The organism is Bradyrhizobium sp. Ce-3, assembly GCF_022835695.1.
GTDB lineage: Bacteria > Pseudomonadota > Alphaproteobacteria > Rhizobiales > Xanthobacteraceae > Bradyrhizobium.
Map to the genome: position 1 here is coordinate 99,220 of NZ_BQUV01000012.1, position 22,398 is coordinate 121,617.

The 22,398-nt window shown below is 64.8% G+C and carries 19 protein-coding genes and 1 tRNA gene; 15 read left to right on the forward strand and 5 right to left on the reverse strand.

Annotation, left to right across the window (positions count from 1 at the left end; translation table 11 throughout):
* Positions 1-36: 36 nt before the first annotated feature.
* Positions 37-1,206 carry an acetylornithine deacetylase gene (gene argE / locus BRSPCE3_RS32930; RefSeq protein ID WP_244070844.1) on the reverse strand — a complete coding sequence of 390 codons (1,170 nt, stop codon included), beginning with the start codon at positions 1,204-1,206 and terminating at the stop codon, positions 37-39.
* A 363-nt stretch (positions 1,207-1,569) separates the two neighbouring features.
* Positions 1,570-2,355 carry an SDR family NAD(P)-dependent oxidoreductase gene (locus tag BRSPCE3_RS32935; RefSeq protein ID WP_244070846.1) on the reverse strand — a complete coding sequence of 262 codons (786 nt, stop codon included), beginning with the start codon at positions 2,353-2,355 and terminating at the stop codon, positions 1,570-1,572.
* A 139-nt stretch (positions 2,356-2,494) separates the two neighbouring features.
* Between BRSPCE3_RS32935 and BRSPCE3_RS32940 the strand changes: the two genes are divergently transcribed.
* Positions 2,495-3,202, forward strand: coding sequence for a histidine phosphatase family protein (locus BRSPCE3_RS32940; RefSeq protein ID WP_244070848.1), 708 nt, complete (start codon positions 2,495-2,497; stop codon positions 3,200-3,202).
* Positions 3,203-3,276: 74 nt separating this feature from the next.
* On the forward strand, positions 3,277-4,044 hold the full coding sequence (locus BRSPCE3_RS32945; RefSeq protein ID WP_244070850.1) for an SDR family NAD(P)-dependent oxidoreductase: 768 nt from the start codon (positions 3,277-3,279) through the stop codon (positions 4,042-4,044).
* A gap of 172 nt (positions 4,045-4,216) precedes the next feature.
* On the opposite strand, the gene BRSPCE3_RS32950 is transcribed toward BRSPCE3_RS32945, so the two are convergent.
* Positions 4,217-5,440: a serine hydrolase gene (locus BRSPCE3_RS32950; RefSeq protein WP_244070852.1), complete on the reverse strand. Its 1,224-nt coding sequence runs from the start codon at positions 5,438-5,440 to the stop codon at positions 4,217-4,219.
* 169 nt (positions 5,441-5,609) lie between these two features.
* Here BRSPCE3_RS32950 and BRSPCE3_RS32955 point away from each other — a divergent pair.
* Positions 5,610-5,685: transfer RNA gene (locus tag BRSPCE3_RS32955), tRNA-Trp, on the forward strand.
* A 78-nt stretch (positions 5,686-5,763) separates the two neighbouring features.
* Here BRSPCE3_RS32955 and BRSPCE3_RS32960 read toward each other — a convergent pair.
* Positions 5,764-6,969, reverse strand: coding sequence for an ABC transporter substrate-binding protein (locus BRSPCE3_RS32960; RefSeq protein WP_244070854.1), 1,206 nt, complete (start codon positions 6,967-6,969; stop codon positions 5,764-5,766).
* A 185-nt stretch (positions 6,970-7,154) separates the two neighbouring features.
* On the opposite strand from BRSPCE3_RS32960, the gene BRSPCE3_RS32965 reads away from it, so the two are divergent.
* Together BRSPCE3_RS32965 and BRSPCE3_RS32970 are read left to right on the forward strand one after the other, a co-directional pair.
* Entirely contained in the window at positions 7,155-7,919 is a 765-nt protein-coding gene (locus BRSPCE3_RS32965; protein WP_244070855.1) for a FadR/GntR family transcriptional regulator, read from the forward strand.
* A gap of 54 nt (positions 7,920-7,973) precedes the next feature.
* Complete coding sequence (locus BRSPCE3_RS32970) at positions 7,974-9,587, forward strand: acyl-CoA synthetase (RefSeq protein WP_244070858.1); 1,614 nt, start codon at positions 7,974-7,976, stop codon at positions 9,585-9,587.
* Between the two features lie 5 nt (positions 9,588-9,592).
* On the opposite strand, the gene BRSPCE3_RS32975 is transcribed toward BRSPCE3_RS32970, so the two are convergent.
* A complete protein-coding gene (locus BRSPCE3_RS32975) occupies positions 9,593-10,501 on the reverse strand; it encodes a DUF3313 domain-containing protein (RefSeq protein WP_244070860.1) in 909 nt (302 codons plus the stop codon).
* 205 nt (positions 10,502-10,706) lie between these two features.
* Between BRSPCE3_RS32975 and BRSPCE3_RS32980 the strand changes: the two genes are divergently transcribed.
* The 10 genes from BRSPCE3_RS32980 to rpoB all read left to right on the forward strand — a co-directional run bounded on the left by BRSPCE3_RS32980 (position 10,707) and on the right by rpoB (position 22,303).
* Entirely contained in the window at positions 10,707-11,453 is a 747-nt protein-coding gene (locus BRSPCE3_RS32980) for a response regulator (RefSeq protein WP_244070862.1), read from the forward strand.
* Between the two features lie 20 nt (positions 11,454-11,473).
* Complete coding sequence (locus BRSPCE3_RS32985) at positions 11,474-12,790, forward strand: ATP-binding protein (protein WP_244070863.1); 1,317 nt, start codon at positions 11,474-11,476, stop codon at positions 12,788-12,790.
* Between the two features lie 359 nt (positions 12,791-13,149).
* Positions 13,150-13,341: a preprotein translocase subunit SecE gene (secE, locus tag BRSPCE3_RS32990; protein ID WP_173637168.1), complete on the forward strand. Its 192-nt coding sequence runs from the start codon at positions 13,150-13,152 to the stop codon at positions 13,339-13,341.
* Between the two features lie 20 nt (positions 13,342-13,361).
* Positions 13,362-13,895: a transcription termination/antitermination protein NusG gene (gene nusG / locus BRSPCE3_RS32995; protein ID WP_044538613.1), complete on the forward strand. Its 534-nt coding sequence runs from the start codon at positions 13,362-13,364 to the stop codon at positions 13,893-13,895.
* A gap of 131 nt (positions 13,896-14,026) precedes the next feature.
* Positions 14,027-14,455, forward strand: a complete 429-nt coding sequence (gene rplK, locus BRSPCE3_RS33000) for a 50S ribosomal protein L11 (RefSeq protein WP_016840552.1) — start codon at positions 14,027-14,029, stop codon at positions 14,453-14,455.
* A gap of 6 nt (positions 14,456-14,461) precedes the next feature.
* The gene (gene rplA / locus BRSPCE3_RS33005; protein WP_021081669.1) at positions 14,462-15,154 is read left to right on the forward strand and encodes a 50S ribosomal protein L1; all 693 of its coding nucleotides are present in this window, start codon (positions 14,462-14,464) and stop codon (positions 15,152-15,154) included.
* Between the two features lie 107 nt (positions 15,155-15,261).
* Positions 15,262-16,215, forward strand: a complete 954-nt coding sequence (locus BRSPCE3_RS33010) for a 2-hydroxyacid dehydrogenase (protein WP_244070865.1) — start codon at positions 15,262-15,264, stop codon at positions 16,213-16,215.
* Between the two features lie 579 nt (positions 16,216-16,794).
* Entirely contained in the window at positions 16,795-17,313 is a 519-nt protein-coding gene (gene rplJ, locus BRSPCE3_RS33015) for a 50S ribosomal protein L10 (protein WP_244070985.1), read from the forward strand.
* 52 nt (positions 17,314-17,365) lie between these two features.
* Entirely contained in the window at positions 17,366-17,743 is a 378-nt protein-coding gene (rplL, locus tag BRSPCE3_RS33020) for a 50S ribosomal protein L7/L12 (protein WP_212358242.1), read from the forward strand.
* A 441-nt stretch (positions 17,744-18,184) separates the two neighbouring features.
* Complete coding sequence (rpoB, locus tag BRSPCE3_RS33025) at positions 18,185-22,303, forward strand: DNA-directed RNA polymerase subunit beta (protein WP_244070867.1); 4,119 nt, start codon at positions 18,185-18,187, stop codon at positions 22,301-22,303.
* The last annotated feature ends 95 nt before the right edge of the window (positions 22,304-22,398 follow it).

Sequence of the window (22,398 nt, forward strand, 5' to 3'; positions counted from 1 at the left end):
CCCGGGCTCCTGTTTCACGCCCTACGCATCAGACTATCACTTCGCGCAATGCGCGATCAGCCGTGCGACGAAATCGCCGCAGGCTGCGAGCTGCGACATCTCGACGAACTCGTCCGGCGTGTGCGCCTGCGCGATTCCGCCGGGGCCGACCACGACCGACGGCACATCCGCCATGCTGACGAACAGGCTGGCTTCGGTGCCGAACGCGACCTTGGCGTGGTCGTTGCGGCCGGCAAGCTGCTTGGCGAGCGTGACGATGGCGGCGTCGGCCTCGGTGTCGAGCGCGGGATAGTCGAGGATCTCCTCGAAATCGATGCCGCAGTCCGGATGCCGCTTGCGCATGGCAGGCTCGATCTCGGCCTTGGCCCAGGCGATGATCGCGTCCGTCACCTCTCTGGACTCGGTGATGCCGATGCCGCGGCATTCGAATTCCACCACGCAACTGTCAGGCACGATGTTCAGCGCGGCGCCGCCATGCACGATGCTGGTGAGCAGGGTCGAGTGCGGGACGTCGTAAAGGCTGTCGCGCTCGGCATCCGCCGCCAGCACCGCAGCGCGGCGGCGGATCTCGGTGATCAGGTCGGCCGCGTATTCGATGGCGTTGACGCCGTCGGGCGCGATCGAGGAATGCCGGGCGAGCCCGCGGAAGGTGGCGCGCACGCCGTGCTTGCCCTTGTGGCCGACGATCACCTGCATCTGGGTCGGCTCGCCGACGAAACAGCCGAGCGGCTTGACCGGCTTGCGTGCGACCTCGCGCAGCATCGGGCGCACGCCGACGCAGCCGATCTCCTCGTCATAGGAGATCGCAAGATTGATCGGCGTCTTGAGGTTGGCCGCGAGCATTTCCGGAACCATCGCGAGACAGACCGCGACAAAGCCCTTCATGTCGGTGGTGCCGCGGCCGTACAGCCGGCCGTCACGCTCCACGAGCTCGAACGGGTCGTGGCTCCAGACCTGTCCTACGACCGGCACCACATCGGTATGCCCTGAGAGCACGAGGCCAGCCTTGTCCTCCGGGCCGACCGTGACCCACAGCGAGGCCTTCTGTCCGGTGTCATCGACGATGCGCTGGCTGCCGACGCCAAGCGAGGCGAGGTAGCGTTCGATGTAGTCGATCAGGGGCAGGTTGCTGCGATCGCTGATGGTGTCGAACGCGACGAGGTCGGCCAATAGCTTGCGGATACGGTCGGGGCGTTGATTTTGCATGGCCTGTTCGTTTGCGAGGGATTGTGCAGGGATTGTGAGCGTGGTGGCGATCCTGCCAGCAAAGTATAACAGCTGGTTTGCCTGCCAAGGCCAAGCAATATTCGGACCGCTGCCGGATGTCATCTCGCAAGAATGCAGAAGTATGGCTCACAGACCATGCAAGACATTCAGTGTCGTCCCGGCGAAGGCCGGGACCCATAACCACCAATCCAGCTTGTTGCGCGACGTCGGAACGACGAGTCCCGTTCACAACCCCGGCCGCGGAGCATGGGTCCCGGCTTTCGCCGGGACGACAGCGGTGAATGTGGCGACGTTATCGCGTCGTCCGGACTTGGCCAGCGCCGCGAACGGAGACTTCCGCTACTAAATCGGCTTGCCCGTATACGGCATCGACGCCGTCAGCCCGCCGTCGACCGGGATGGCCTGGCCGTTGACGTAGGACGCTTCGTCGCTCGCCAGGAACAATCCCATCGCGGCGAGCTCGTGCGGCTGGCCGGGACGTTTCAGCGGATTGAGCTGGCCGATCTTGTCCTGGGTGCCGCGCTCCTTGGCGCGATCGAACACCGGCTTGGTCATGCCGGTCTCGATCAGGCCGGGGCAGACTGCGTTGATGCGGACGCCGGTGCCGGACAGCGAGTAGGCGGTGGTCTGCACCAGGCTGATGACGCCGGCCTTGCTGGCGCCGTAGGGGTGGCCGCTGGCGCCCGACTTCAGACCTGCGACCGAGGCGGTACAGACGATCGAGCCAAAGCCCTGCTTGGTCATGTGCGGGATCGAATGCTTGATCGCGAGGAACGGGCCGATCAGATTGACGCGCAGCACTTCCTGCCAATGTTCCGGAGTCTGATCGGCGAGCGGCACGAGGCCACCGCTGACGCCGGCATTGGCCCAGATCGCATCGAGCTTGCCGTATTTCGAAATTGCCTTCTCGATGAAGGCCCTCACATCGCTCTCCGAGCCGGCGTCCGCAGTGACGGCCTCGACGGTGCCGCCGGCATCGCGAACCAGCTTCGCGGTCTCGTTGACGCCATCGGTGCGATCGACCGCGATCAGTCTGGCGCCTTCTTTGGTGAACAGCAGCGACGCCGCACGGCCGATCCCGCTGCCGGCGCCGGTGATGATGACGGATTTGCCTTCGAGGCGGCCCATGTTTTTCTCCCTGTTCACGTGATCCGTGGCGCGTCTGCCGCGCGACGGAATTCAAACAAAATTTCAAACGTCCGAAGCACTTGAGACGAGGTGCGGCGTGACGTACAGCGACGGGGGACAATATTGAAGGGCTCATCCGATGTCCAATCCAGACAAGCCTAACGTGACGGTGACGCGATGGTGGTGGGTCCGTCACGCGCCGGTGCGCAGCGACGGCGGCAACATCTACGGACAAGAAGACATCGACTGTGACACCGGCGACGTCGAGGTGTTCGAGGCGGTCGCCAAGATGCTGCCGCGCGATGCAGTCTGGTATTCGAGCAATCTGAAGCGCACGCACAAGACCGCGGAAGCGATCTGGGCCGCAGGATTTCCGAAGCCGGCCAACATGACGCAGGAACGCGATTTCGCCGAGCAGCATCTCGGCCGGTGGCAGGGCATGAACCGCGCCGCGTTGCTTGCGAGCCAGCCGCCCGGCCGAAGCTGGTTTGCCGACGTCAACGAGCCCGCACCCGGCGGCGAGAGCTTCATGGATCTCTACACGCGGGTGTGTCGCACCATCGTGCGGATCACGGCCGCAGAGCCCGGCAAAAACATCATCGCGGTCGGCCATGGCGGCGTGATCCGGGCCGCGGTCGGCCTCGCGCTCGGCGGCCAGCCGGACCGTGGCCTGTCCTTCGACATCGACAATGTCTCGGTGACGCGGCTCGATCACATCGCAGGCATCGGCCTGTCGACCTGGCGGCTGCCGATGGTGAACCAGCAGCCCTGGATCGCCGATCCCAGGCACGCCGCGATGCATCAGCCGTCCGGACCTGAAGTCCGCCCGGCCAGCAAGCTTGCGTGATTGCCGCTATCGCAAGACAGGAACGCTGCCTAAGCTCGAAACAGAATTCAAACGCTTACATCAGGGAGAGAACCATGACCTTGTTCGACATGAAGGGGAAAGTCGCCGTCATCACCGGGTCGACGCGCGGCATCGGGCGCGCGATCGCCGAGCGGATGGCCGAGCACGGCGCCAAGGTGGTGATCTCCTCGCGCAAGGCCGATGTCTGCGAGCAGGTGGCGAAGGAGATCAACGACAGCTACGGCAAGGGCACCGCGGTCGCGATCGCGGCCAACATCTCGTCGAAGGAGAACCTGCAGAACCTGATCGACGAGAGCAACCGCGCCTTCGGCAAGATCGACGTGCTGGTCTGCAACGCGGCGTCGAACCCGTATTACGGTCCGCTCGCCGGCATCTCCGACGATCAGTTCAGAAAAATTCTCGACAACAACATCGTCGCCAACAACTGGCTGATCTCGATGGTGGTGCCGCAGATGATCGAGCGCAAGGACGGCTCCATCATCATCGTGTCCTCGATCGGCGGCCTGAAGGGCTCGACCATCCTCGGCGCCTATGCGATCTCGAAGGCGGCCGACATGCAGCTCGCGCGCAACCTCGCCTGCGAATACGGCAAGCACAACATTCGCGTGAACTGCATCGCGCCCGGCCTGATCAAGACCGACTTCGCCAAGGCGCTGTGGGACAATCCGGACAATCTGAAGGCCTCGACCGCGCGCTCGCCGCTGCTGCGGATCGGCGTGCCCGACGAGATCGCGGGCGCCGCCGTGTTCATGGGCTCGCGCGCCGGTGACTTCATGACCGGCCAGACCGTGGTGATCGACGGCGGCGCGACGATCAGCTGACGCCGGCGTTGATGCGCAAAGCGCGCCACCGGCTCAACTCGTCATCACCCGCGAAAGCGGGTGATCCAGTATTCCAGCGACGGCTGTGCTTGAGCCGATGGGCCGCGGCGTACTGGATGCCCCGCATGCGCGGGGCATGACGGTGTTGGGTGAGGAGGGAGGCGGGCTCGCCTCACTCCACCGCCGCGTACACGCCGTTGCGCACCAGCGAGCGGGTATATTCGCGTTGGCCCGGGCCCTGCATCATGAAGACCGCGATCAGGTCTTCGCTCGGATCGATCCAGAAGAACGTGCCGGCCATGCCGCTCCAGAAATACTGGCCGACCGAGCCGGAGAACGGCGCGATACCCTGCTGCATGCGCACCGCGAAGCCGAGGCCGAAACTGTGGCCGGGCGACACCAGCGTGCCCTGGACCTTGACGCCGGCGCCGAGGTGATCGGAGGCCATGAATTCCAGCGTCTTGCGGCCGATGATCCTGGTGCCGTCGAGCGCGCCGCCGTTGAGCAGCATCTGGGCGAAACGGGCATAGTCCATCGTGGTCGAGACCAGTCCGCCGCCGCCGGATTCCATCGCCGGCTTCTCCAGCATGTTGAACAGCTGCACCTTCTCGCTGGTCCAGGGATCGTTGGCGAAGGCCTCGGCGAGGCGGCCGGCATTGGCTTCCCCGGTATGGAAGGCGGTCTCGGTCATCTGCAGGGGCGCGAGGATGCGCTCGGTCAGGAACGCGCCGAGCGTCTGGCCGCTGACGACTTCGATGATGCGGCCGAGGATGTCGGTGGAGCGGCTGTAGTTCCACTCGGCGCCGGGCTGGCAGACCAGCGGCATGGCGGCCAGCATGGTGGCGTGCTCGGCATTGGTGATCTTGCGGCTGCGCAGCCGCGATTGCTGGTAGAGCTGCTGCACCTGGCCGTTGCCGGTGTGGTCATAGGTCAGCCCGGACGTGTGGCGCAGCAGGTCCTGGATCGTCATCTGCCGCTGCACCGGGACCAGCTCGAGCTTGCCGTTGTGCTCGACGCCGACCTTGGTCTCGGCGAATTCGGGAATGAACTTCGCGACGGGGTCGTTGAGCAGGAAGTGGCCGTCCTCCAGCAGCTGCATGATGCCGACCGAGACGATCGGCTTGGTCATCGAGAAGATGCGGAAGATCGTGTCATGCTCCATCGGAGCGGCGGCTGCCGCGCTTTGCCGGCCGATCGCGTCGAACCAGCCGATCTGGCCGCGCCGCGCCACCAGCACCGTCACGCCGGGAACGGTTCCCTTGTCGACCTCGCGCTTGAAGGTGTCGGACAGCGCCTGCAGCCGCGTGCTCGACAGCCCGATTGATTCGGGCTTGGCGAGCGGGAGGGACGGGGTGGTCTGGCTGGCGGCGTGCTTGGTGGCGGTCTGGGCGTTCATGGTCTCTCCCTGGTTCTTGATTCTTGCGGCGGAGTGCCGACGTGGCGTGATGACCCAAGTCTGGCGCAGAAGTTTTGCAATGAACAGAAGCTTCACCGCTTCGCCCTTGCAAACCGGCCATGCCCTGTGCTTGAAACGGCGCGAACCGGCGGCGACGCCGGTTCCCTGCAGGAGTGTAGCTCAATTGGTAGAGCACCGGTCTCCAAAACCGGGGGTCGCAGGTTCGAGCCCTGCCACTCCTGCCAGCTTTTAGCCAACAATTGGAATGTCTTAATTTAAATGCCTTGGCCGAGGTCCCGGACCCCGGCCATGATCATTTTGACCTACTTGATCAGCGGGCAGCCGCCGTCCTTCAGCGGCCGGAACGCCTGGTCGCCGGGGACCTCGGCGAGCACCTTGTAGTAATCCCACGGCGCCTTCGATTCCTCCGGCTTCTTGACCTCGAACAGGAACATCGAGTGCACCATGCGGCCGTCCTCGCGCACCACGCCATTGTCGGTGAAGGCGTCGCGGACCGGGGTCGCGCGCATCTTGGCCAGCACCGGCTTGGTCTCCTTGGTACCGGCGGCCTTCACGGCGTTGAGGTAGTGCAGGGTGGCGCTGTAGGTCGCGGCCTGGTTCATGGTCGGCATCCGCTTCATGCGCTCGAAGAAGCGCTTGCCGAAGGCGCGGGTGCGGTCGTTGAGATCCCAGTAGTAGGCCTCGGTGATGATCAGGCCCTGCGCGAGCTTCAGCCCGAGGCTGTGGATGTCGGAGATGAACATCACGATGCCGGCGAGGTTCTGCCCGCCCGCGACGATGCCGAATTCGGCCGCCTGCTTGATCGCGTTGATGGTGTCGCCGCCGCCATTGGCGAGGCCGACGATCTTGGCCTTCGACGATTGCGCCTGCAGCAGGAAGGATGAGAAGTCCGGCGTGTTGAGCGGGTGCCGGGCGCTGCCGAGCACCTTGCCGCCGGCGGCGCGGACCACGTCGCCGGTGTCGCGCTCGATCGAATGGCCGAACACGTAGTCGGCGGTGATGAAGAACCAGCTGTCGCCGCCGTTCTTCACGATCGCGCTGCCGACGGTGTGGGCGTTGGCGTAGGTGTCGTAGGTCCAGTGCAGCGTGTAGGGCGAGCAGGACTTGCCGGTGATGTCGGAGCTCGCCGCATCCGTCACGATCATGATCTTCTCGAACTGCTTCGACATCTCCATGCCGGCGAGCGCGGTCGCCGAGGTCGGCATGTCGATGATCATGTCGACATTCTCGGCCTCGTACCATTTGCGGGTGATGGTGGCGGCGACGTCGGCCTTGTTGAGGGCGTCGGCGGTGACGAGCTCGATCGGCTTGCCGAACATCGAGCCGCCGAACTCCTCGATGGCCATCTTGGTGGCCTCGACATTTCCGGCACCGCCGATGTCGGAATAGACCGACTGGAAATCGGTCAGCACGCCGATCTTGAGCGGCGCCTGTTGCGCGAGCGCGGGGCCCGCCAGGACGGCTGTGAGCAGGCCGGCAGCGGACAGACTCGTGACGATGGATTTCATGGTGATGCGCCTCCCCGGGTGTTTTTATCCGTTTGTCCGACAAAGCTAGATTTGCCCGGTTCCGGTGTCAATTCCGGCCGGCCGGGTGCGACAATCCGGCTGCAGCGAGGCCATTTGACGCTCCAACGGCCTTTCGCCTATCCTTTGTCCGACAAACAACAACCGAGAGATCCAGGGAGCCGAGGATGCCCGCCACGCCGCTGTTCCGGCGCATCGATGTCGCGCCCGCCTACCAGAAGGTCGCCGACGCGATCGAGCGCGAGATCATCAACGGCCGGATCAAGCCGGGCGAGCCGATCGGCACCGAGCAGCAACTGGTCGCGCAGTTCGGCGTCAACCGCTCGACGGTCCGCGAAGGCATCCGCGTGCTTGAGGAGGGTGGGCTGATCCGCCGCGATTCGAGCCGCCGGCTGCAGGCCTGCCTGCCGCGCTACAACAAGCTCGCAACCCGGCTGTCGCGCGCGCTGATCCTGCATGAGGTGACGTTCCGCGAATTGTTCGAGACCTCGATGACGCTGGAGGTCGCGAGCGTCGAGGGCGCGGTGGAGCGTGCGACCGAGGAGAACATCGCCGAGCTCGCCGGCAATCTCGCGCGCAGCGCCGCGCTGGTTGGAAATCCCGCCGAGCTCGCCGAGCTCGACGCGGAATTCCACGTGCTGATGGCCAAGGCCTCGCAGAACCGCGTGCTGCAGCTCGCCCGCGAGCCCGCCGCGCAGCTGTTCTTTCCGACCACCGAGATGATCGTCGGCGGCGTGCGGGAGGGTGGCGCGCGCCTCGTCGAGGCGCATCGCCACATCCTCGATGCGATCAGGGGACGCGACAAGGAGGCCGGCGTGTTGTGGACGCGGCGGCATCTGCAGGACTGGCGGCGCGGCTTCGAGAAGATCGCCTCGCTCGATCGCTCGGTCGAGCACACCTACATGGAACACGCCTACGCCGCCCGGCAGTAGCGACGGCGCGGTCGAAGACAAGACAACGACAAAAAGCACATTCGGGAGGGACATATGAGCGACGACATCGCAGCGACCATCCAGCGCGCCCGCGAGCACAGCATCGGCGACCTGCTGCGCCGGTCCGCGAAACGCTATCCCACCAAGACCGCGCTGATTTGCGGCGAGGTGAGCTGGACCTTCGCGGAGATGGACGCGATCTGCAATCGGCTCGGACGAGGCTTGCTCGCGCTCGGCATCGCGAAGGGCGACCGCGTCGCGGTGCTGTCGCGCAACTCGCACGGCTTCGCCGCGTTGCGTTTCGCGGTGGCGCGGATCGGCGCCATCCTGGTGCCGATCAACTTCATGCTCAATCCCGACGAGATCAATTTCATCCTGGCCAATTCCGGCGCCAAGCTGCTCGCCGTCGGCCCGGATTTCGTGGAGACCGCGCACGCCGCGGCCGCCAAGGGCTCGGCGGTCGAAACCCTGATCTGGCTGCCCGGCGAGGATCCCGCCACCGCGCCCGAGGGCATCACGACCTTCGACAGCCTGCTGCACAGCGACGCTTCGGTGCCGGATGCGTCGGTCGACAGCCGCGATCCCGCGCAGATCATCTACACCAGCGGCACCGAGTCGCTGCCGAAGGGCGCGATCCTCACCCATGAAGCCGTGATGTGGCAGTATGTCAGCTGCATCATCGACGGCGGCATGGCGACCGACGACACGGTGCTGCACGCGCTGCCGCTCTACCACTGCGCGCAGCTCGACGTCTTCCTCGGGCCCGCGATCTATCTCGGCGCCACCAGCCTGATCACCGGCAAGCCGGTGCCCGACAACGTCCTGGCGCTGATCGCGGCCCACAAGATCAACGCGTTCTTCGCGCCGCCGACGATCTGGATCGCGATGTTGCGTTCGCCGGCGTTCGACCGCACCGACCTGTCGACCCTGCGCAAGGGCTATTACGGCGCCTCGATCATGCCGGTCGAGGTGCTGCTCGAATTGCAGCGCCGGCTGCCCGAGGTGAAGTTCTGGAATTTCTACGGCCAGACTGAGATCGCGCCGCTCGCGACCGTGCTTTCGCCGGAGGATCAGCTGCCGAAGGCAGGCTCGGCCGGCAAGCCCGCGATCAATGTCGAGACGCGGGTGGTCAGGCCTGACATGACCGACGTCGGGGTCGGGGAGGTCGGCGAGATCGTGCACCGCTCGCCGCATCTGTTGTCCGGCTACTACAAGGATCCGGTCAAGACCGCGGCGGCGTTCGCCGGCGGCTGGTTTCATTCCGGCGATCTCGCGACGGTCGATGCGGACGGCTACATCACCGTCGTCGATCGGGTGAAGGACATGATCAAGAGCGGCGGCGAGAATGTCGCGAGCCGCGAGGTCGAGGAGATGATCTACCGGATGCCCGCGGTGTCCGAGGTTGCTGTGGTCGGGTTGCCCGATCCGCGCTGGATCGAGGCGGTGACCGCGATCGTCGTGGTCAAGGCCGGTGCGAGCCTGGAGGCCGACGCCGTCATCAAGCATTGTGCGGCGTCGATGGCCCATTTCAAGGTGCCGAAGCAGGTCATCTTCGTCGACAGCCTGCCGAAGAACCCGAGCGGCAAGCTGCTGAAGCGGGAGCTGCGGCAGCGCTATGTCGGCGGCGCGACGCTGGATCAGGCGGTGCAGAGGAGCTTTGCCGGATAGCCCGGCTATTGGCCGGCTGTCTTCGGCGCCTTGTCCGACCACTCCGGCGGCAGGCCAAGCTTGCCGGCGGCCATGCCGATCAGGCCGGGATTGCGGCCGTACGCCTCACAGGCCGCATATTTCGGCTTGCCGCCGAGCGTGGCGCCGATCTTGTCGAATGACGGCAGTTCCGGCGGCTTGCCGAACGGCGTCGCGCCGGTGACGACCAGCTTGCTGAAATCGTCGCTGAAGGAGGAGGCGAGGTCGTAGGCGTCGGCGGCGCTCGAAACCCTCGGCGAGTTGGTGAATGAATTTGCGCCCCGCGCCCACACCATCGCCGCCTGCTGGCGGCTGGCTGGATCGCGCACCTCGGCTTCGACCGTCAGGCTGCCGAGGCCGACCGGCAACCGCGGCACCGGCACTGGCACGCTGGCGCTAAGTGCGGTCGGCAGAAAGCCGAGCACCTTGGAGGCGCCTGCGGCGACCTCGTCGGTGGGCGCCGCCTGGGTGACGAGCGCGTGCGCGGTCAGATCGGCTGGCTGATCGGGAGCAACGACTTCGAGCCGATCGCTGAGGCCGACGCAGAGCGAACGGTCGATCACGTTGGCGACCAGGCGCCGCTGCTCTTGCGAAAGCGTCGGCGAGGCTGTCTGCGCGAAGGTCGTCGGCACGATCCGTACCGTCTTCGCGGCGAGCACGTCCTCCTTGTTGACGTGAACCAGCGATTTCGCCAGCAGCCCGTCGGACGGGGTCAGTTTGTCGTAGGATGCCAGTGATCCGCCTTTGGTCATCGGCGCGCTGGCGCAGCCCGATAACAACGCGGCCGCGACCGCGGCTCCGGCGAGTGCGGATGGCCGATTGTACCGGCGATCGAGCCAAACCCGGTCGGTGCCCTGCGCGTCAGCGGCAGAGTCCGGTCGAAACTTGATTTTCATGTCACCCCTCGAACGACCGCTCACCCCAGAACCGATCGCGTGTCACGATAGGGCGGGGCCGCCGAGGCCGGGATTAAGAGATATTAAGTCAGATATAGACTGCGAAACCGCGCGACCTATTTGAGCCACATTTGGCCGTGCAGCCTTAACAAAACGCTATATTTGCGCACTGCGCATCGGAGGCAAACGCCTCTAAAATGCCGTGATGCAGATCCTGGAATACGACCTCGTGGCTCTCCCCGTCACCAACGCGCGCATTCTCTGCGTCGAGGACGACGCCGATATCGCGCGCATGCTGGCCGAGGTATTGCAGGACAACGGCTTCAGAGCAGTGCTGGTCGGTTCGGCCATGGAGATGGATGCATTGCTCAAGCGCGAGAGCTTCGATCTCATCGTGCTCGATGTGATGCTGCCGGGCGAGGATGGACTGAGCATCTGCCGGCGCCTGCGCATGGTGTCCTCGATCCCCATCATCATGGTGACGGCGCGGGGCGAGGATATCGACCGGATTCTCGGCCTCGAACTCGGCGCCGACGACTATGTCACCAAGCCGTTCAATTCGCGCGAGCTGGTGGCTCGCATCCGCGCACTGTTGCGCCGGGTCGAGAGCGGCTCGGTGGCGCGCTCGCGACCGCGTCCTTTGACCTTCGCCGGATGGCGCATCAATCCCACCACGCGCGAACTGCATGACCCGGCCGGCGTCCGCATCACGCTGACCGGGGCCGAGTTCGATCTGCTGCTGGCGTTCTGCCGCAATCCCGGCCAGGTGCTGTCGCGCGAGCAGCTGATCGAGCAGGCGTTCGGTGGCCTGATTGCATCGGTCGAGCGCAGCGTCGACGTCCATATCAGCCGCATCAGGCAGAAGATCGAGCCGGATCCGAAGGACCGCTCGATGATCAAGACGGTGCGGCTCGGCGGCTACCTGTTCACGCCGGCGGTCGAGCAGATCTGATGGGATGGGCACAGCGGCTGATGCCGCGCAGCGTCGCCGCGCAACTGATGAGCCTCGTCGCAGTCTCCGAGCTGATCGGCATCACGCTCGCGGCGGTGACCATCATCTATTTGTTCGATTCTCCCTCGATCACCGACACGCAGAAGTTTCTGGCCGGGCGGGTCGCGGAGCTGACACAGCTTGTGCGTTCCACGAAGACGCCGGCAGACGCAGATGAACTGCTGGCCGCGGCCAGGCGCGGCGGTCTCGACGTCAGGCGCGTCGCCCTGGGCGAATTGGTGCCTCGAACATCCGCAGAGACGCGGTCGTTTTCCATGAGAGCGTTCCGGCAACTGGCTGCCGAGCCCGGAATTGAGTCGCTGGAAGACCTGCGCCATCCGGCAGGCTCGTCGTCACAGGTGATCGTGAGGCTCGACGACGGCCACGCGTTGATGGCCGACGTTGCGGTCAAAGGCGGCCTTTGGTCCACTTTGCTCCGCCCGGCGGCCGGGGGCGGGATCGTCGTGCTGATCTCCATGCTGCTGCTGTCGGTCTATGCGGTGCGCTGGGTGATCGCGCCGCTGGCCGACGTCGCGCGCGCTGCGACCTCGTTCGGCCGCTCGCCGCGGACTTCCGAGGTGCTGCGCCGCCGCGGGCCGCGCGAAATCGCCCAGGTCGCCGACGCGCTCAACGACATGCGCACCCGTATCGCCGCGCTGCTCGACGACCGCACCCGCATGCTCGCGGCGATCAGCCATGACCTGCGGACGCCGCTGACGCGGCTCAGGTTGCGCTCCGAGCGTGTCCGCGAAGATGCGCTGCGCACGGCGATGCTTGGCGATATCGCCAAGGTGACGCGCATGATCAACGAGACGCTGGAGTTTCTGCGCGAGGATGCCCGCACGGAGGCGGCATCGTGCATCGACCTGCCGAGCTTTCTGCAGACCATCTGCTCGGACTTCGCCGATACCGGCCATGCGGTGTCCTATGCCGGGCCGGCGCGGCTGCCCTATGTCTGCCGGCCTCGCGCGCTGTCGCGCGCCGTCACCAACGTCGTGGAGAATGCAGTCAAGCACGGCGGCCTGGTCGCGGTGACGCTCCGCCTTGCGGAGGCCGACCATGTCGAGATCGCGGTGGCCGACGATGGCCCCGGCATCCCACCGGCGCTGCGCGACAAGGTGTTCGAACCCTTCTTCAAGGCCGACAGCGCGCGCCAGGGCAGCGGCGGCTTTGGGCTGGGGCTGTCGATCGCCCAGGATATCGTCAAACGGCACGGCGGCAGCATCGCGTTGAAGCCGGGCGAGCCGAGCGGATTGCTTGTCTCGATGCTGCTGCCACCCACGCCCGTCCTGGCCTAGGGGAGGCCAGACTGGGGCCGCGCGCGACCGGAGCGTCGTCCTGACGCTGACGGGAAGTCCGGCACGGCCCCGGGATGCCGGCTAAGCCCTTGATCCGGAGAGGCCAATGCCCGATCGGTCCGAACCGGGTGGGCGCCGGATGCGATCTCGCCGACCTTGACGTTTGGCCGGTCTCGCAGTAGATACCGCCCACTCGCAGCCGGCCCGCTTCGATGGCGGATATCCGGCGCGGCCTAATTCCCCGAACATTCGAGCTCGTTTATCGGCTCAACCTTCCAAACGAGGGCTGGGTCCGCAAGGTCGGCTGTTCGGATTCCTTGAAACGTTGCAATCGTCCGGAGACGGACGCGGATCTCACGATGGCTTTCAGCCCGTTCAAATTCCTGCAGGAAGTGCGCTCGGAGACCGCCAAGGTCACCTGGCCGACGCGCCGCGAGACGACCATCACCACCATCATGGTGTTCGTGATGGTGGCGCTGGCCTCGATCTTCTTCTTCGCCGCGGACCAGGTCATCCGCTACCTCATCACCCTGATACTGGGCATCCACTGATGAGCATGGGAACTCAATTGATGGACAAGCGCTGGTACATCGTTCACGCCTATTCGAACTTCGAGAAGAAGGTCGCGGAATCGATCCGTGAGCAGGCCAAGCAGCGCGGGCTGGAAGAGCTGTTCGAGCAGGTGCTGGTGCCGACCGAGAAGGTCACCGAGGTGCGCCGCGGCCGCAAGATCGACGCCGAGCGCAAGTTCTTCCCGGGCTATGTGCTGGTGAAGATGAAGCTGACCGACGAGGCGTTCCATCTGATCAAGAACACCCCGAAGGTGACCGGCTTCCTCGGCGCGGAAAACAAGCCGATGCCGATCTCGGAATCGGAAGCGATGCGGATCCTGCACCAGGTGCAGGAGGGCGTGGAGCGTCCCAAGGCGTCGGTGTCGTTCGAGATCGGCGAGAACGTGCGCGTGGCCGACGGCCCGTTCGCCTCGTTCTCCGGCGTGGTGGAAGAAATCGACGAGGCGCGTTCGCGCGTGAAGGTCGCGGTGTCGATCTTCGGCCGCGCGACCCCCGTGGAACTGGAATTCGGTCAGGTCGAAAAGGTGGTCTGACCGGACGGCGTGGGGTTATATGCCCCCCGTCAAGTGAGAGGCCGTGGGAGGGAGGAGGCGGTCGCCAGCCCCTTCAACCGAACCACGGAACCTGAAACCGCCGGCCCCGTCCGGCACAACAGGAGTGATAAATGGCAAAGAAAGTGACCGGATACCTGAAGCTTCAGGTCCCGGCCGGTGCGGCGAATCCTTCGCCCCCGATCGGTCCCGCGCTTGGTCAGCGCGGTCTGAACATCATGGAGTTCTGCAAGGCGTTCAACGCGCAGACCCAGAAGGAAGAGAAGAACACCCCGATCCCGGTGATCATCACGATCTATGCGGACCGGTCCTTCACCTTCGAGATGAAGACCCCTCCGATGTCCTACTTCCTCAAGCAGGCCGCCAAGATCCAGTCCGGATCGAAGGCGCCGGGCCGCGACAAGGCCGGCCAGGTGACCAAGGCGCAGGTGCGCGAGATCGCCGAGAAGAAGATGAAGGACTTGAATTGCGACACCATCGAATCGGCCATGAAGATGGTCGAGGGCTCTGCCCGTTCGATGGGTCTGGAAGTTGCGGGGTAACGGGCCATGACAATCGGAAAGCGTTTGAAGAAGGCCCGCGAGGGCGTCGATCGTGAGAAGCTCTACCCGCTCGCGGACGCCATCAAGATGGTCAAGGAGCGCGCCAAGTCGAAGTTCGACGAGACGATCGAGATCGCGATCAATCTCGGCGTCGACCCGCGCCACGCCGACCAGATGGTCCGCGGCGTCGTCAACCTGCCGAACGGCACCGGCCGCACGCTGCGCGTCGGCGTGTTCGCGCGCGGCGCCAAGGCTGAGGAAGCCAAGGCCGCCGGCGCCGACGTCGTCGGTGCGGAAGACCTGGTCGAGAAGGTGCAGGGCGGTGCGATCGATTTCGATCGTTGTATCGCCACGCCCGACATGATGCCGCTGGTCGGCCGCCTCGGTAAGGTGCTCGGTCCGCGCGGCATGATGCCGAACCCGAAGATCGGCACCGTGACCATGGACGTCACCAACGCCGTGAAGGGCGCCAAGGGCGGCTCGGTCGAGTTCCGCGTCGAGAAGGCCGGCATCGTGCAGGCCGGCATCGGCAAGGCCTCGTTTTCCGAGGACAAGCTGGTCGAGAACGTCAAGGCGCTCGCCGACGCGGTCTCCAAGGCGAAGCCGGCGGGTTCCAAGGGCACCTACATCCAGCGCGTGGCGGTTTCCTCCACCATGGGCCCGGGCGTGAAGGTCGAGCCGGGCACGATCCTCGGCTAAGGTCTTTGGCCGTGACGAGATAAAGAGGGGCGGGATCGGGCAACCGGTTCCGCCCTTTGTCTTTCCGCTCTCTTGGGGGGCGAAGCCTCTCACAGGAAACGACAACAATGCCCGATAAGGTCCTGGTTTATTCGCGCTTTCCCAAGGCCCAGCTGACCGGCTTCGGCGAGCGCTATGAGCTGCTGAACGCAGCGGGCAAGCGGCTCGACGAAGCGTTCCCGGCCGCCGAGCTCGCCGACGTCAGAGCCATGATCACCGCAGGCGGCACGGCGCTCGGCGCCGAGGCGATGGCCATGCTGCCGAAGCTCGGCGCGATCGTCTGCTACGGCACCGGCTATGACGGCGTCGATCTCGCCGCCGCCGCCAGGCGCGGCATCGCGGTCGGCCACAGCCCGGGGGCGAACGCGGCGTCGGTCGCCGACACGGCGCTGACCCTGATGCTGGCGTCGGTGCGGCGCCTGCATGTGGCCGACAATTATGTCCGGAGCGGCGACTGGGCCGGTGCAAAGCCGTCGCCGATGATGCGGCCGCAGGCCGGCATGCGCGGTCGCAAGGTCGGCGTCTACGGCATGGGCGAGATCGGCCGCAAGATCGCCGCGCGTGTCGCTGCCTTCGAAACCGAGGTCGGCTATTTCAGCCGCACCCGATACGACCTGCCGTATCAGTACCTGCCGAGCCTGGAGGCGCTGGCCGACTGGTGCAGCGTGCTGATGATCGCGGTGCGCGCTGGCGCTGACAACGCCCATGCGGTCAATGCCGACATCCTGCGCCGGCTCGGCAGCGACGGCTTCGTCGTCAACATCTCGCGCGGCTCGGTGATCGACGAGCAGGCGCTGGTCGCGGCTCTGACCGACGGCACCATCGCCGGCGCCGGGCTCGACGTGTTCGCCCGGGAGCCGCATCCGCCCGGCGCGCTGACCGCGCTGCCGAACGTGGCGCTGTCGCCGCATCTCGGCGGCCACACCCTGGAATCGCATGTCGCGATGCAGGACTGCGTCCTTGCCAATCTTGCCGCGTTCTTTGCCGGCAGGCCGCTGCCATATGAGGTGAGGGACGCCTGAGCGGCTGCCGGTTCCGGCCTTGGAACCGGTTCCCGGCCGCTATATGAAACTGGTCTGAAATTTGCTCTTGGCAAGCAGGGCGAGACCGGTTACATAGCGCCTTCCGGGCGTGCTGGCACTTGCTGGCATGTCCGTGCTCGCATTCCGAAAACCTGAGATGATAGGAGATCATTCCTTTCCGCATGCCCGCAAGGATGCTCGAAAGGAAGGAGACCCGTCGCCTCCAGAGGAATGAGAGCAGGGCGTTCGGCCTCGGCCGATAGCCCGATCCTGTCCAAGACTGCAGGCGCCCGCGAGAACCTCGTGTTTTCAACGGCTTAATCGCATGGCCTGCATAGACGGGTGAAGACCGGATTTTGTACTCCAGGTCGCGATCAGTTCGCGGCTTGAGAGGCTGGTTTGGTTCGAACCTCGACAGCCCATGGCCGCAAGGCTCTGGGAGGGCAGGCTTCTAGATGTCGTCTTGCCCGGCATGTCCGAAGGGTCTTGCACCCTGCGGATCAGGTTTAGGGCGGGACGATGGGTGCAACCCGGCGGTCCTGCCTTCGCGGAAAGGCCGCCAACCGGAAAGAGCTTGCTGTGGAACGAGCGGCAAAAAAAGAGTCGGTCGAACAACTCAACGAGGTCTTCAAGACCACGTCGGTTGCGATCGTTGCTCATTATTCCGGCCTCACCGTGGCCCAGATGCAGAAGCTGCGCATGCAGATGAAGCAGGCGGGCGCGTCGGTGAAGGTCTCGAAGAACCGTCTCGCCAAAATTGCTCTTGAAGGCACTGACGTCGCTGCCATCGGTTCCCTGCTGAAGGGGCCGACCGTGATCGCTACTTCGAACGATCCGGTTGCGGCGCCAAAGGTTGCCATCGAATTCGCCAAGGCGAACGAGAAGTTCGTCATCCTCGGCGGCTCGATGGGTAAAACCGTCCTGAATGTCGACAGCGTGAAGGCGCTTGCCTCACTGCCGTCGCTCGACGAACTGCGCAGCAAGATCGTGGGCCTCCTCGTGGCGCCGGCGACCAAGCTCGCTCAGCTGTCGAACGCGCCTGCGGCCAAGCTCGCACGTGTCATTCAGGCTCATGCCTCAAAGGGCGAAGCGGCCTGACCCTTCGCTAATCTCAAACCTGGTTCGAACCAAACGTTTAAGGAACTGAACAATGGCTGATCTGCAGAAAATCGTCGACGACCTCTCGAGCCTCACCGTGCTCGAAGCCGCCGAACTCGCCAAGCTCCTCGAAGAAAAGTGGGGCGTGTCCGCCGCTGCCGCCGTTGCGGTGGCCGGCCCGGCCGCTGGCGGCGCTGCCGCTGCTCCGGCTGAAGAGAAGACCGAATTCACTGTTGTGCTGGCTTCGGCGGGCGACAAGAAGATCGAAGTCATCAAGGAAGTCCGCGCCATCACCGGCCTGGGCCTGAAGGAAGCCAAGGACCTCGTCGAAGGCGCTCCGAAGCCCGTCAAGGAAGGCGTGAACAAGGAAGAAGCCGACAAGATCAAGGCCCAGCTCGAGAAGGCTGGCGCCAAGGTCGACCTCAAGTAATGCGCGATCCGGGAGCGCCTCTGGGCGCTCCCGGGCCATGCAAGCGGCGTGCGACAGGTTGTCACGTGGCGCGCCGGACACAAAAAAGTGTGGGGATCCGTGGACTTAACCCTCGAATCTCCTTTATTGCCATCCCATATCGGGTTGGCAGCGGAAAAACACGGTAGGCGGCGGGGGCGGCAGGGCACCCGGCGGGAGCCGTTGGGAGACAGTCAGATTTCGGGCTTTTTCAGTCCGTAAAGCGGAGCGTTTGGACGAGCGGGTGCAGTGATGCGCCCCGCGCGTCGTTTTGCGTTTTGGAGGCAATGGGGGCCGGGCCGGGGATTTAATTCCTGACTTTGCGCTTCGTTCCTTCGGGACGATTCGAAATTCAACCCGGGGTCGATGGCAGTCGCTCCCGGAAGGTTCGCCCCACAAAGGCGACGAAAATGAGAGGCCACGATGGCGCAGCAGACATTCACCGGTCGCAAACGCGTACGCAAGTTTTTCGGTCACATCAAGGAAGTCGCCGAGATGCCGAACCTCATCGAGGTTCAGAAGGCATCCTATGACCAGTTCCTGATGGTCGACGAGCCGACCGGCGGTCGGCTCGATGAGGGCCTGCAGGCGGTGTTCCGCTCGGTATTCCCGATCTCGGACTTCTCCGGCACCTCGATGCTCGAATTCGTCCGTTACGAGTTCGAACAGCCGAAATACGACGTCGACGAGTGCCGTCAGCGCGGCATGACCTTCGCTGCGCCGCTCAAGGTGACGCTGCGCCTGATCGTGTTCGATATCGACGAGGAAACCGGCGCCAAGTCGGTGAAGGACATCAAGGAGCAGGACGTCTACATGGGCGACATCCCGCTCATGACGATGAACGGCACCTTCGTCGTCAACGGCACCGAGCGCGTCATCGTCTCGCAGATGCACCGTTCGCCCGGCGTGTTCTTCGACCACGACAAGGGCAAGACCCATTCGTCCGGCAAGCTGCTGTTTGCCGCGCGCGTGATTCCGTATCGCGGTTCCTGGCTCGACATCGAGTTCGACGCCAAGGACATCGTGTTCGCGCGCATCGACCGCCGCCGCAAGATCCCCGTGACCTCGCTGATGTACGCGCTCGGTCTCGACGGCGAGCAGATCCTGTCGACCTTCTACAAGAAGATCACCTACAAGCGGACCAAGGACGGATGGCGCGTGCCGTTCGACGCCAACCGCTTCCGCGGCTATTCGACCGTCAACGACCTGATCGACGCCGACACCGGCAAGGTGGTGCTCGAGGCCGGCAAGAAGCTGACCGTGCGCCAGGCGCGCCAGCTGCAGGAGAAGGGCCTCAAGGCGCTGCGGATGTCGGACGAGGAACTCGTCGGCAACTATCTCGCCGAGGACCTCGTCAACCCGAAGACCGGTGAGATCTACGCCGAAGCCGGCGAGGAGATCACCGAGAAGTCGCTCAAGGTGCTGAACGAGCAGGGCTACAAGGACCTGCCGTTGCTCGACATCGATCACGTCAATGTCGGCGCCTACATCCGCAACACGCTGTCGGCCGACAAGAACATGACGCGTGAAGACGCGCTGTTCGACATCTACCGCGTGATGCGTCCGGGCGAGCCGCCGACGCTGGATTCGGCGCAGGCGATGTTCCAGTCGCTGTTCTTCGATTCCGAGCGCTACGACCTCTCCGCGGTCGGCCGCGTCAAGATGAACATGCGCCTCGAGCTCGATGCGCCCGATACCCATCGCACGCTGCGCAAGGAAGACATCCTGGCGGTGATCAAGACGCTGGTCGACCTGCGCGACGGCAAGGGCGAGATCGACGACATCGACCATCTCGGCAACCGCCGGGTGCGCTCGGTCGGCGAGCTGATGGAGAACCAGTACCGGATCGGCCTGCTCCGCATGGAGCGCGCCATCAAGGAGCGCATGTCGAGCGTCGATATCGACACCGTGATGCCGCAGGACCTGATCAACGCCAAGCCCGCGGCCGCCGCGGTGCGCGAGTTCTTCGGTTCCTCGCAGCTGTCGCAGTTCATGGACCAGACCAACCCGCTGTCGGAGATCACCCACAAGCGGCGCCTGTCGGCGCTTGGCCCCGGCGGTCTGACCCGCGAGCGTGCCGGCTTCGAAGTCCGCGACGTGCATCCGACGCATTACGGCCGGATCTGCCCGATCGAAACGCCGGAAGGTCCGAACATCGGCCTGATCAACTCGCTGGCGACGTTCGCGCGCGTCAACAAGTACGGTTTCGTCGAGACGCCCTATCGCAAGATCAAGGACGGCCGGGTCACCGACGAGGTGGTCTATCTGTCGGCGATGGAAGAGGGTCGCTACCGCGTCGCGCAGGCCAACGTGCCGCTCGATGCCAAGGGCCGCTTCACCGACGATCTGGTGGTCTGCCGTCATGCCGGCGAAGTGCTGCCGGTGACGCCGGACAAGGTCGATTACATGGACGTGTCGCCGAAGCAGCTGGTTTCGGTCGCCGCGGCGCTGATCCCGTTCCTCGAGAACGACGACGCCAACCGCGCGCTGATGGGCTCGAACATGCAGCGCCAGGCGGTGCCGCTGGTCCGCGCCGAGGCGCCGTTCGTCGGCACCGGCATGGAAGGCGTGGTCGCCCGCGACTCGGGCGCGGCGATTGCCGCGCGCCGCTCGGGCGTGATCGACCAGATCGACGCCACCCGCGTCGTGATCCGCGCCACCGAGGATCTCGATCCGACCAAGTCGGGCGTCGATATCTACCGGCTGATGAAGTACCAGCGCTCGAACCAGTCGACCTGCATCAACCAGCGTCCGCTGGTGAAGGTCGGCGACATCGTCAAGAAGGGCGACATCATCGCTGACGGTCCGTCGACCGATCTCGGCGAGCTCGCGCTCGGCCGCAACGTGCTGGTCGCGTTCATGCCGTGGAACGGCTACAACTTCGAGGACTCGATCCTGCTCTCCGAGCGGATCGTGAAGGACGACGTGTTTACCTCAATTCATATCGAAGAATTCGAGGTGATGGCCCGCGACACCAAGCTCGGGCCCGAGGAAATCACCCGCGACATTCCGAACGTCTCGGAAGAAGCGCTGAAGAACCTCGACGAAGCCGGTATCGTCTACATCGGTGCGGAAGTCCGCGCCGGCGACATCCTGGTCGGCAAGATCACGCCGAAGGGCGAGAGCCCGATGACGCCGGAAGAGAAGCTGCTCCGCGCCATCTTCGGCGAAAAGGCCTCCGACGTCCGCGATACCTCGCTGCGCGTGCCTCCGGGCGTGCAGGGCACCATCGTGGAAGTCCGCGTGTTCAACCGCCACGGCGTCGACAAGGACGAGCGTGCGCTGGCGATCGAGCGGGAGGAGATCGAGCGTCTGGCCAAGGACCGCGACGACGAGCAGGCGATCCTGGACCGCAACGTCTACAACCGCCTCGCCGAGCTCCTGGAGAACCGCCAGGGCATCGCCGGCCCGAAGGGCTTCAAGAAGGATACCAAGATCACCCGTGCGGTGCTCGACGAGTATCCGAAGTCGCAGTGGTGGCTGTTCGCCTCGCCGAACGACAAGCTGATGGCCGAGATCGAGGCCATGCGGAAGCAGTACGACGAGTCGAAGAAGGGCCTCGAGCAGCGCTTCCTCGACAAGGTCGAGAAGCTGCAGCGTGGCGACGAGCTGCCGCCCGGCGTGATGAAGATGGTCAAGGTCTTCGTCGCGGTGAAGCGCAAGATCCAGCCCGGCGACAAGATGGCCGGCCGTCACGGCAACAAGGGCGTGGTGTCGAAGATCGTGCCGATCGAGGACATGCCGTTCCTCGAGGACGGTACGCATGCCGACATCGTGCTCAATCCGCTCGGCGTGCCGTCGCGCATGAACGTCGGTCAGATCCTTGAGACCCATCTCGGTTGGGCCTGCGCCGGCCTCGGCAAGCGCATCGGCCAGACCATCGACGCCTACTATCAGAAGCAGGACCTCAAGCCGCTGCGCGAGACCCTGAAGAAGATCTACGGCGAGGATGAAACCATCAAGTCGCTGAACGACAACGAGCTGGTCGAACTCGGCCGCAATCTGAGCCACGGCGTGCCGATCGCGACGCCGGTGTTCGACGGCGCCAAGGAAGCCGACATCGAGGAGATGCTGAAGCTCGCGGGCTTCGACGCCTCCGGCCAGTCGACCGTCTATGACGGCCGTACCGGCGACCAATTCGATCGCAAGGTGACGATGGGCTACATCTACATGCTCAAGCTGCACCATCTCGTGGACGACAAGATCCACGCGCGTTCGATCGGCCCGTACTCGCTCGTCACCCAGCAGCCGCTGGGCGGCAAAGCGCAGTTCGGTGGCCAGCGCTTCGGCGAAATGGAGGTCTGGGCGCTGGAAGCCTACGGCGCCGCCTACACGCTGCAGGAGATGCTGACCGTGAAGTCGGACGACGTCGCCGGCCGTACCAAGGTGTACGAGGCGATCGTGCGCGGCGACGACACCTTCGAGGCCGGTATTCCGGAATCGTTCAACGTGCTGGTCAAGGAAATGCGCTCGCTCGGCCTCAACGTCGACCTGCACAATTCCAAGGTGGGACCGGCGTCGACGTCGGAAGCGGCCGAGTAACGCGTTGATTGACGCCCGGCGCGACAGCGCCGGGCCTTCGCGCTCCGCTCGGACGTTGAGTGGGGCGCGCGCTGAATAAAACTTTCGAATTTGCT

Excerpts from the sequence above, each read along its gene's own strand:
- secE (WP_173637168.1), top strand. The coding sequence starts at position 13,150 with ATGGCTTTCAGCCCGTTCAAATTCCTGCAGGAAGTGCGCTCGGAGACC.
- BRSPCE3_RS32960 (WP_244070854.1), bottom strand. The coding sequence starts at position 6,969 with ATGAAATCCATCGTCACGAGTCTGTCCGCTGCCGGCCTGCTCACAGCC.
- BRSPCE3_RS32985 (WP_244070863.1), top strand. The coding sequence starts at position 11,474 with ATGCCGCGCAGCGTCGCCGCGCAACTGATGAGCCTCGTCGCAGTCTCC.
- nusG (WP_044538613.1), top strand. The coding sequence starts at position 13,362 with ATGGACAAGCGCTGGTACATCGTTCACGCCTATTCGAACTTCGAGAAG.
- BRSPCE3_RS32945 (WP_244070850.1), top strand. The coding sequence starts at position 3,277 with ATGACCTTGTTCGACATGAAGGGGAAAGTCGCCGTCATCACCGGGTCG.
- argE (WP_244070844.1), bottom strand. The coding sequence starts at position 1,206 with ATGCAAAATCAACGCCCCGACCGTATCCGCAAGCTATTGGCCGACCTC.
- BRSPCE3_RS32940 (WP_244070848.1), top strand. The coding sequence starts at position 2,495 with ATGTCCAATCCAGACAAGCCTAACGTGACGGTGACGCGATGGTGGTGG.
- BRSPCE3_RS32950 (WP_244070852.1), bottom strand. The coding sequence starts at position 5,440 with ATGAACGCCCAGACCGCCACCAAGCACGCCGCCAGCCAGACCACCCCG.
- rplA (WP_021081669.1), top strand. The coding sequence starts at position 14,462 with ATGACAATCGGAAAGCGTTTGAAGAAGGCCCGCGAGGGCGTCGATCGT.
- BRSPCE3_RS32975 (WP_244070860.1), bottom strand. The coding sequence starts at position 10,501 with ATGAAAATCAAGTTTCGACCGGACTCTGCCGCTGACGCGCAGGGCACC.
- rpoB (WP_244070867.1), top strand. The coding sequence starts at position 18,185 with ATGGCGCAGCAGACATTCACCGGTCGCAAACGCGTACGCAAGTTTTTC.
- rplL (WP_212358242.1), top strand. The coding sequence starts at position 17,366 with ATGGCTGATCTGCAGAAAATCGTCGACGACCTCTCGAGCCTCACCGTG.
- BRSPCE3_RS33010 (WP_244070865.1), top strand. The coding sequence starts at position 15,262 with ATGCCCGATAAGGTCCTGGTTTATTCGCGCTTTCCCAAGGCCCAGCTG.
- BRSPCE3_RS32970 (WP_244070858.1), top strand. The coding sequence starts at position 7,974 with ATGAGCGACGACATCGCAGCGACCATCCAGCGCGCCCGCGAGCACAGC.
- BRSPCE3_RS32980 (WP_244070862.1), top strand. The coding sequence starts at position 10,707 with ATGCAGATCCTGGAATACGACCTCGTGGCTCTCCCCGTCACCAACGCG.
- rplK (WP_016840552.1), top strand. The coding sequence starts at position 14,027 with ATGGCAAAGAAAGTGACCGGATACCTGAAGCTTCAGGTCCCGGCCGGT.
- BRSPCE3_RS32935 (WP_244070846.1), bottom strand. The coding sequence starts at position 2,355 with ATGGGCCGCCTCGAAGGCAAATCCGTCATCATCACCGGCGCCGGCAGC.
- BRSPCE3_RS32965 (WP_244070855.1), top strand. The coding sequence starts at position 7,155 with ATGCCCGCCACGCCGCTGTTCCGGCGCATCGATGTCGCGCCCGCCTAC.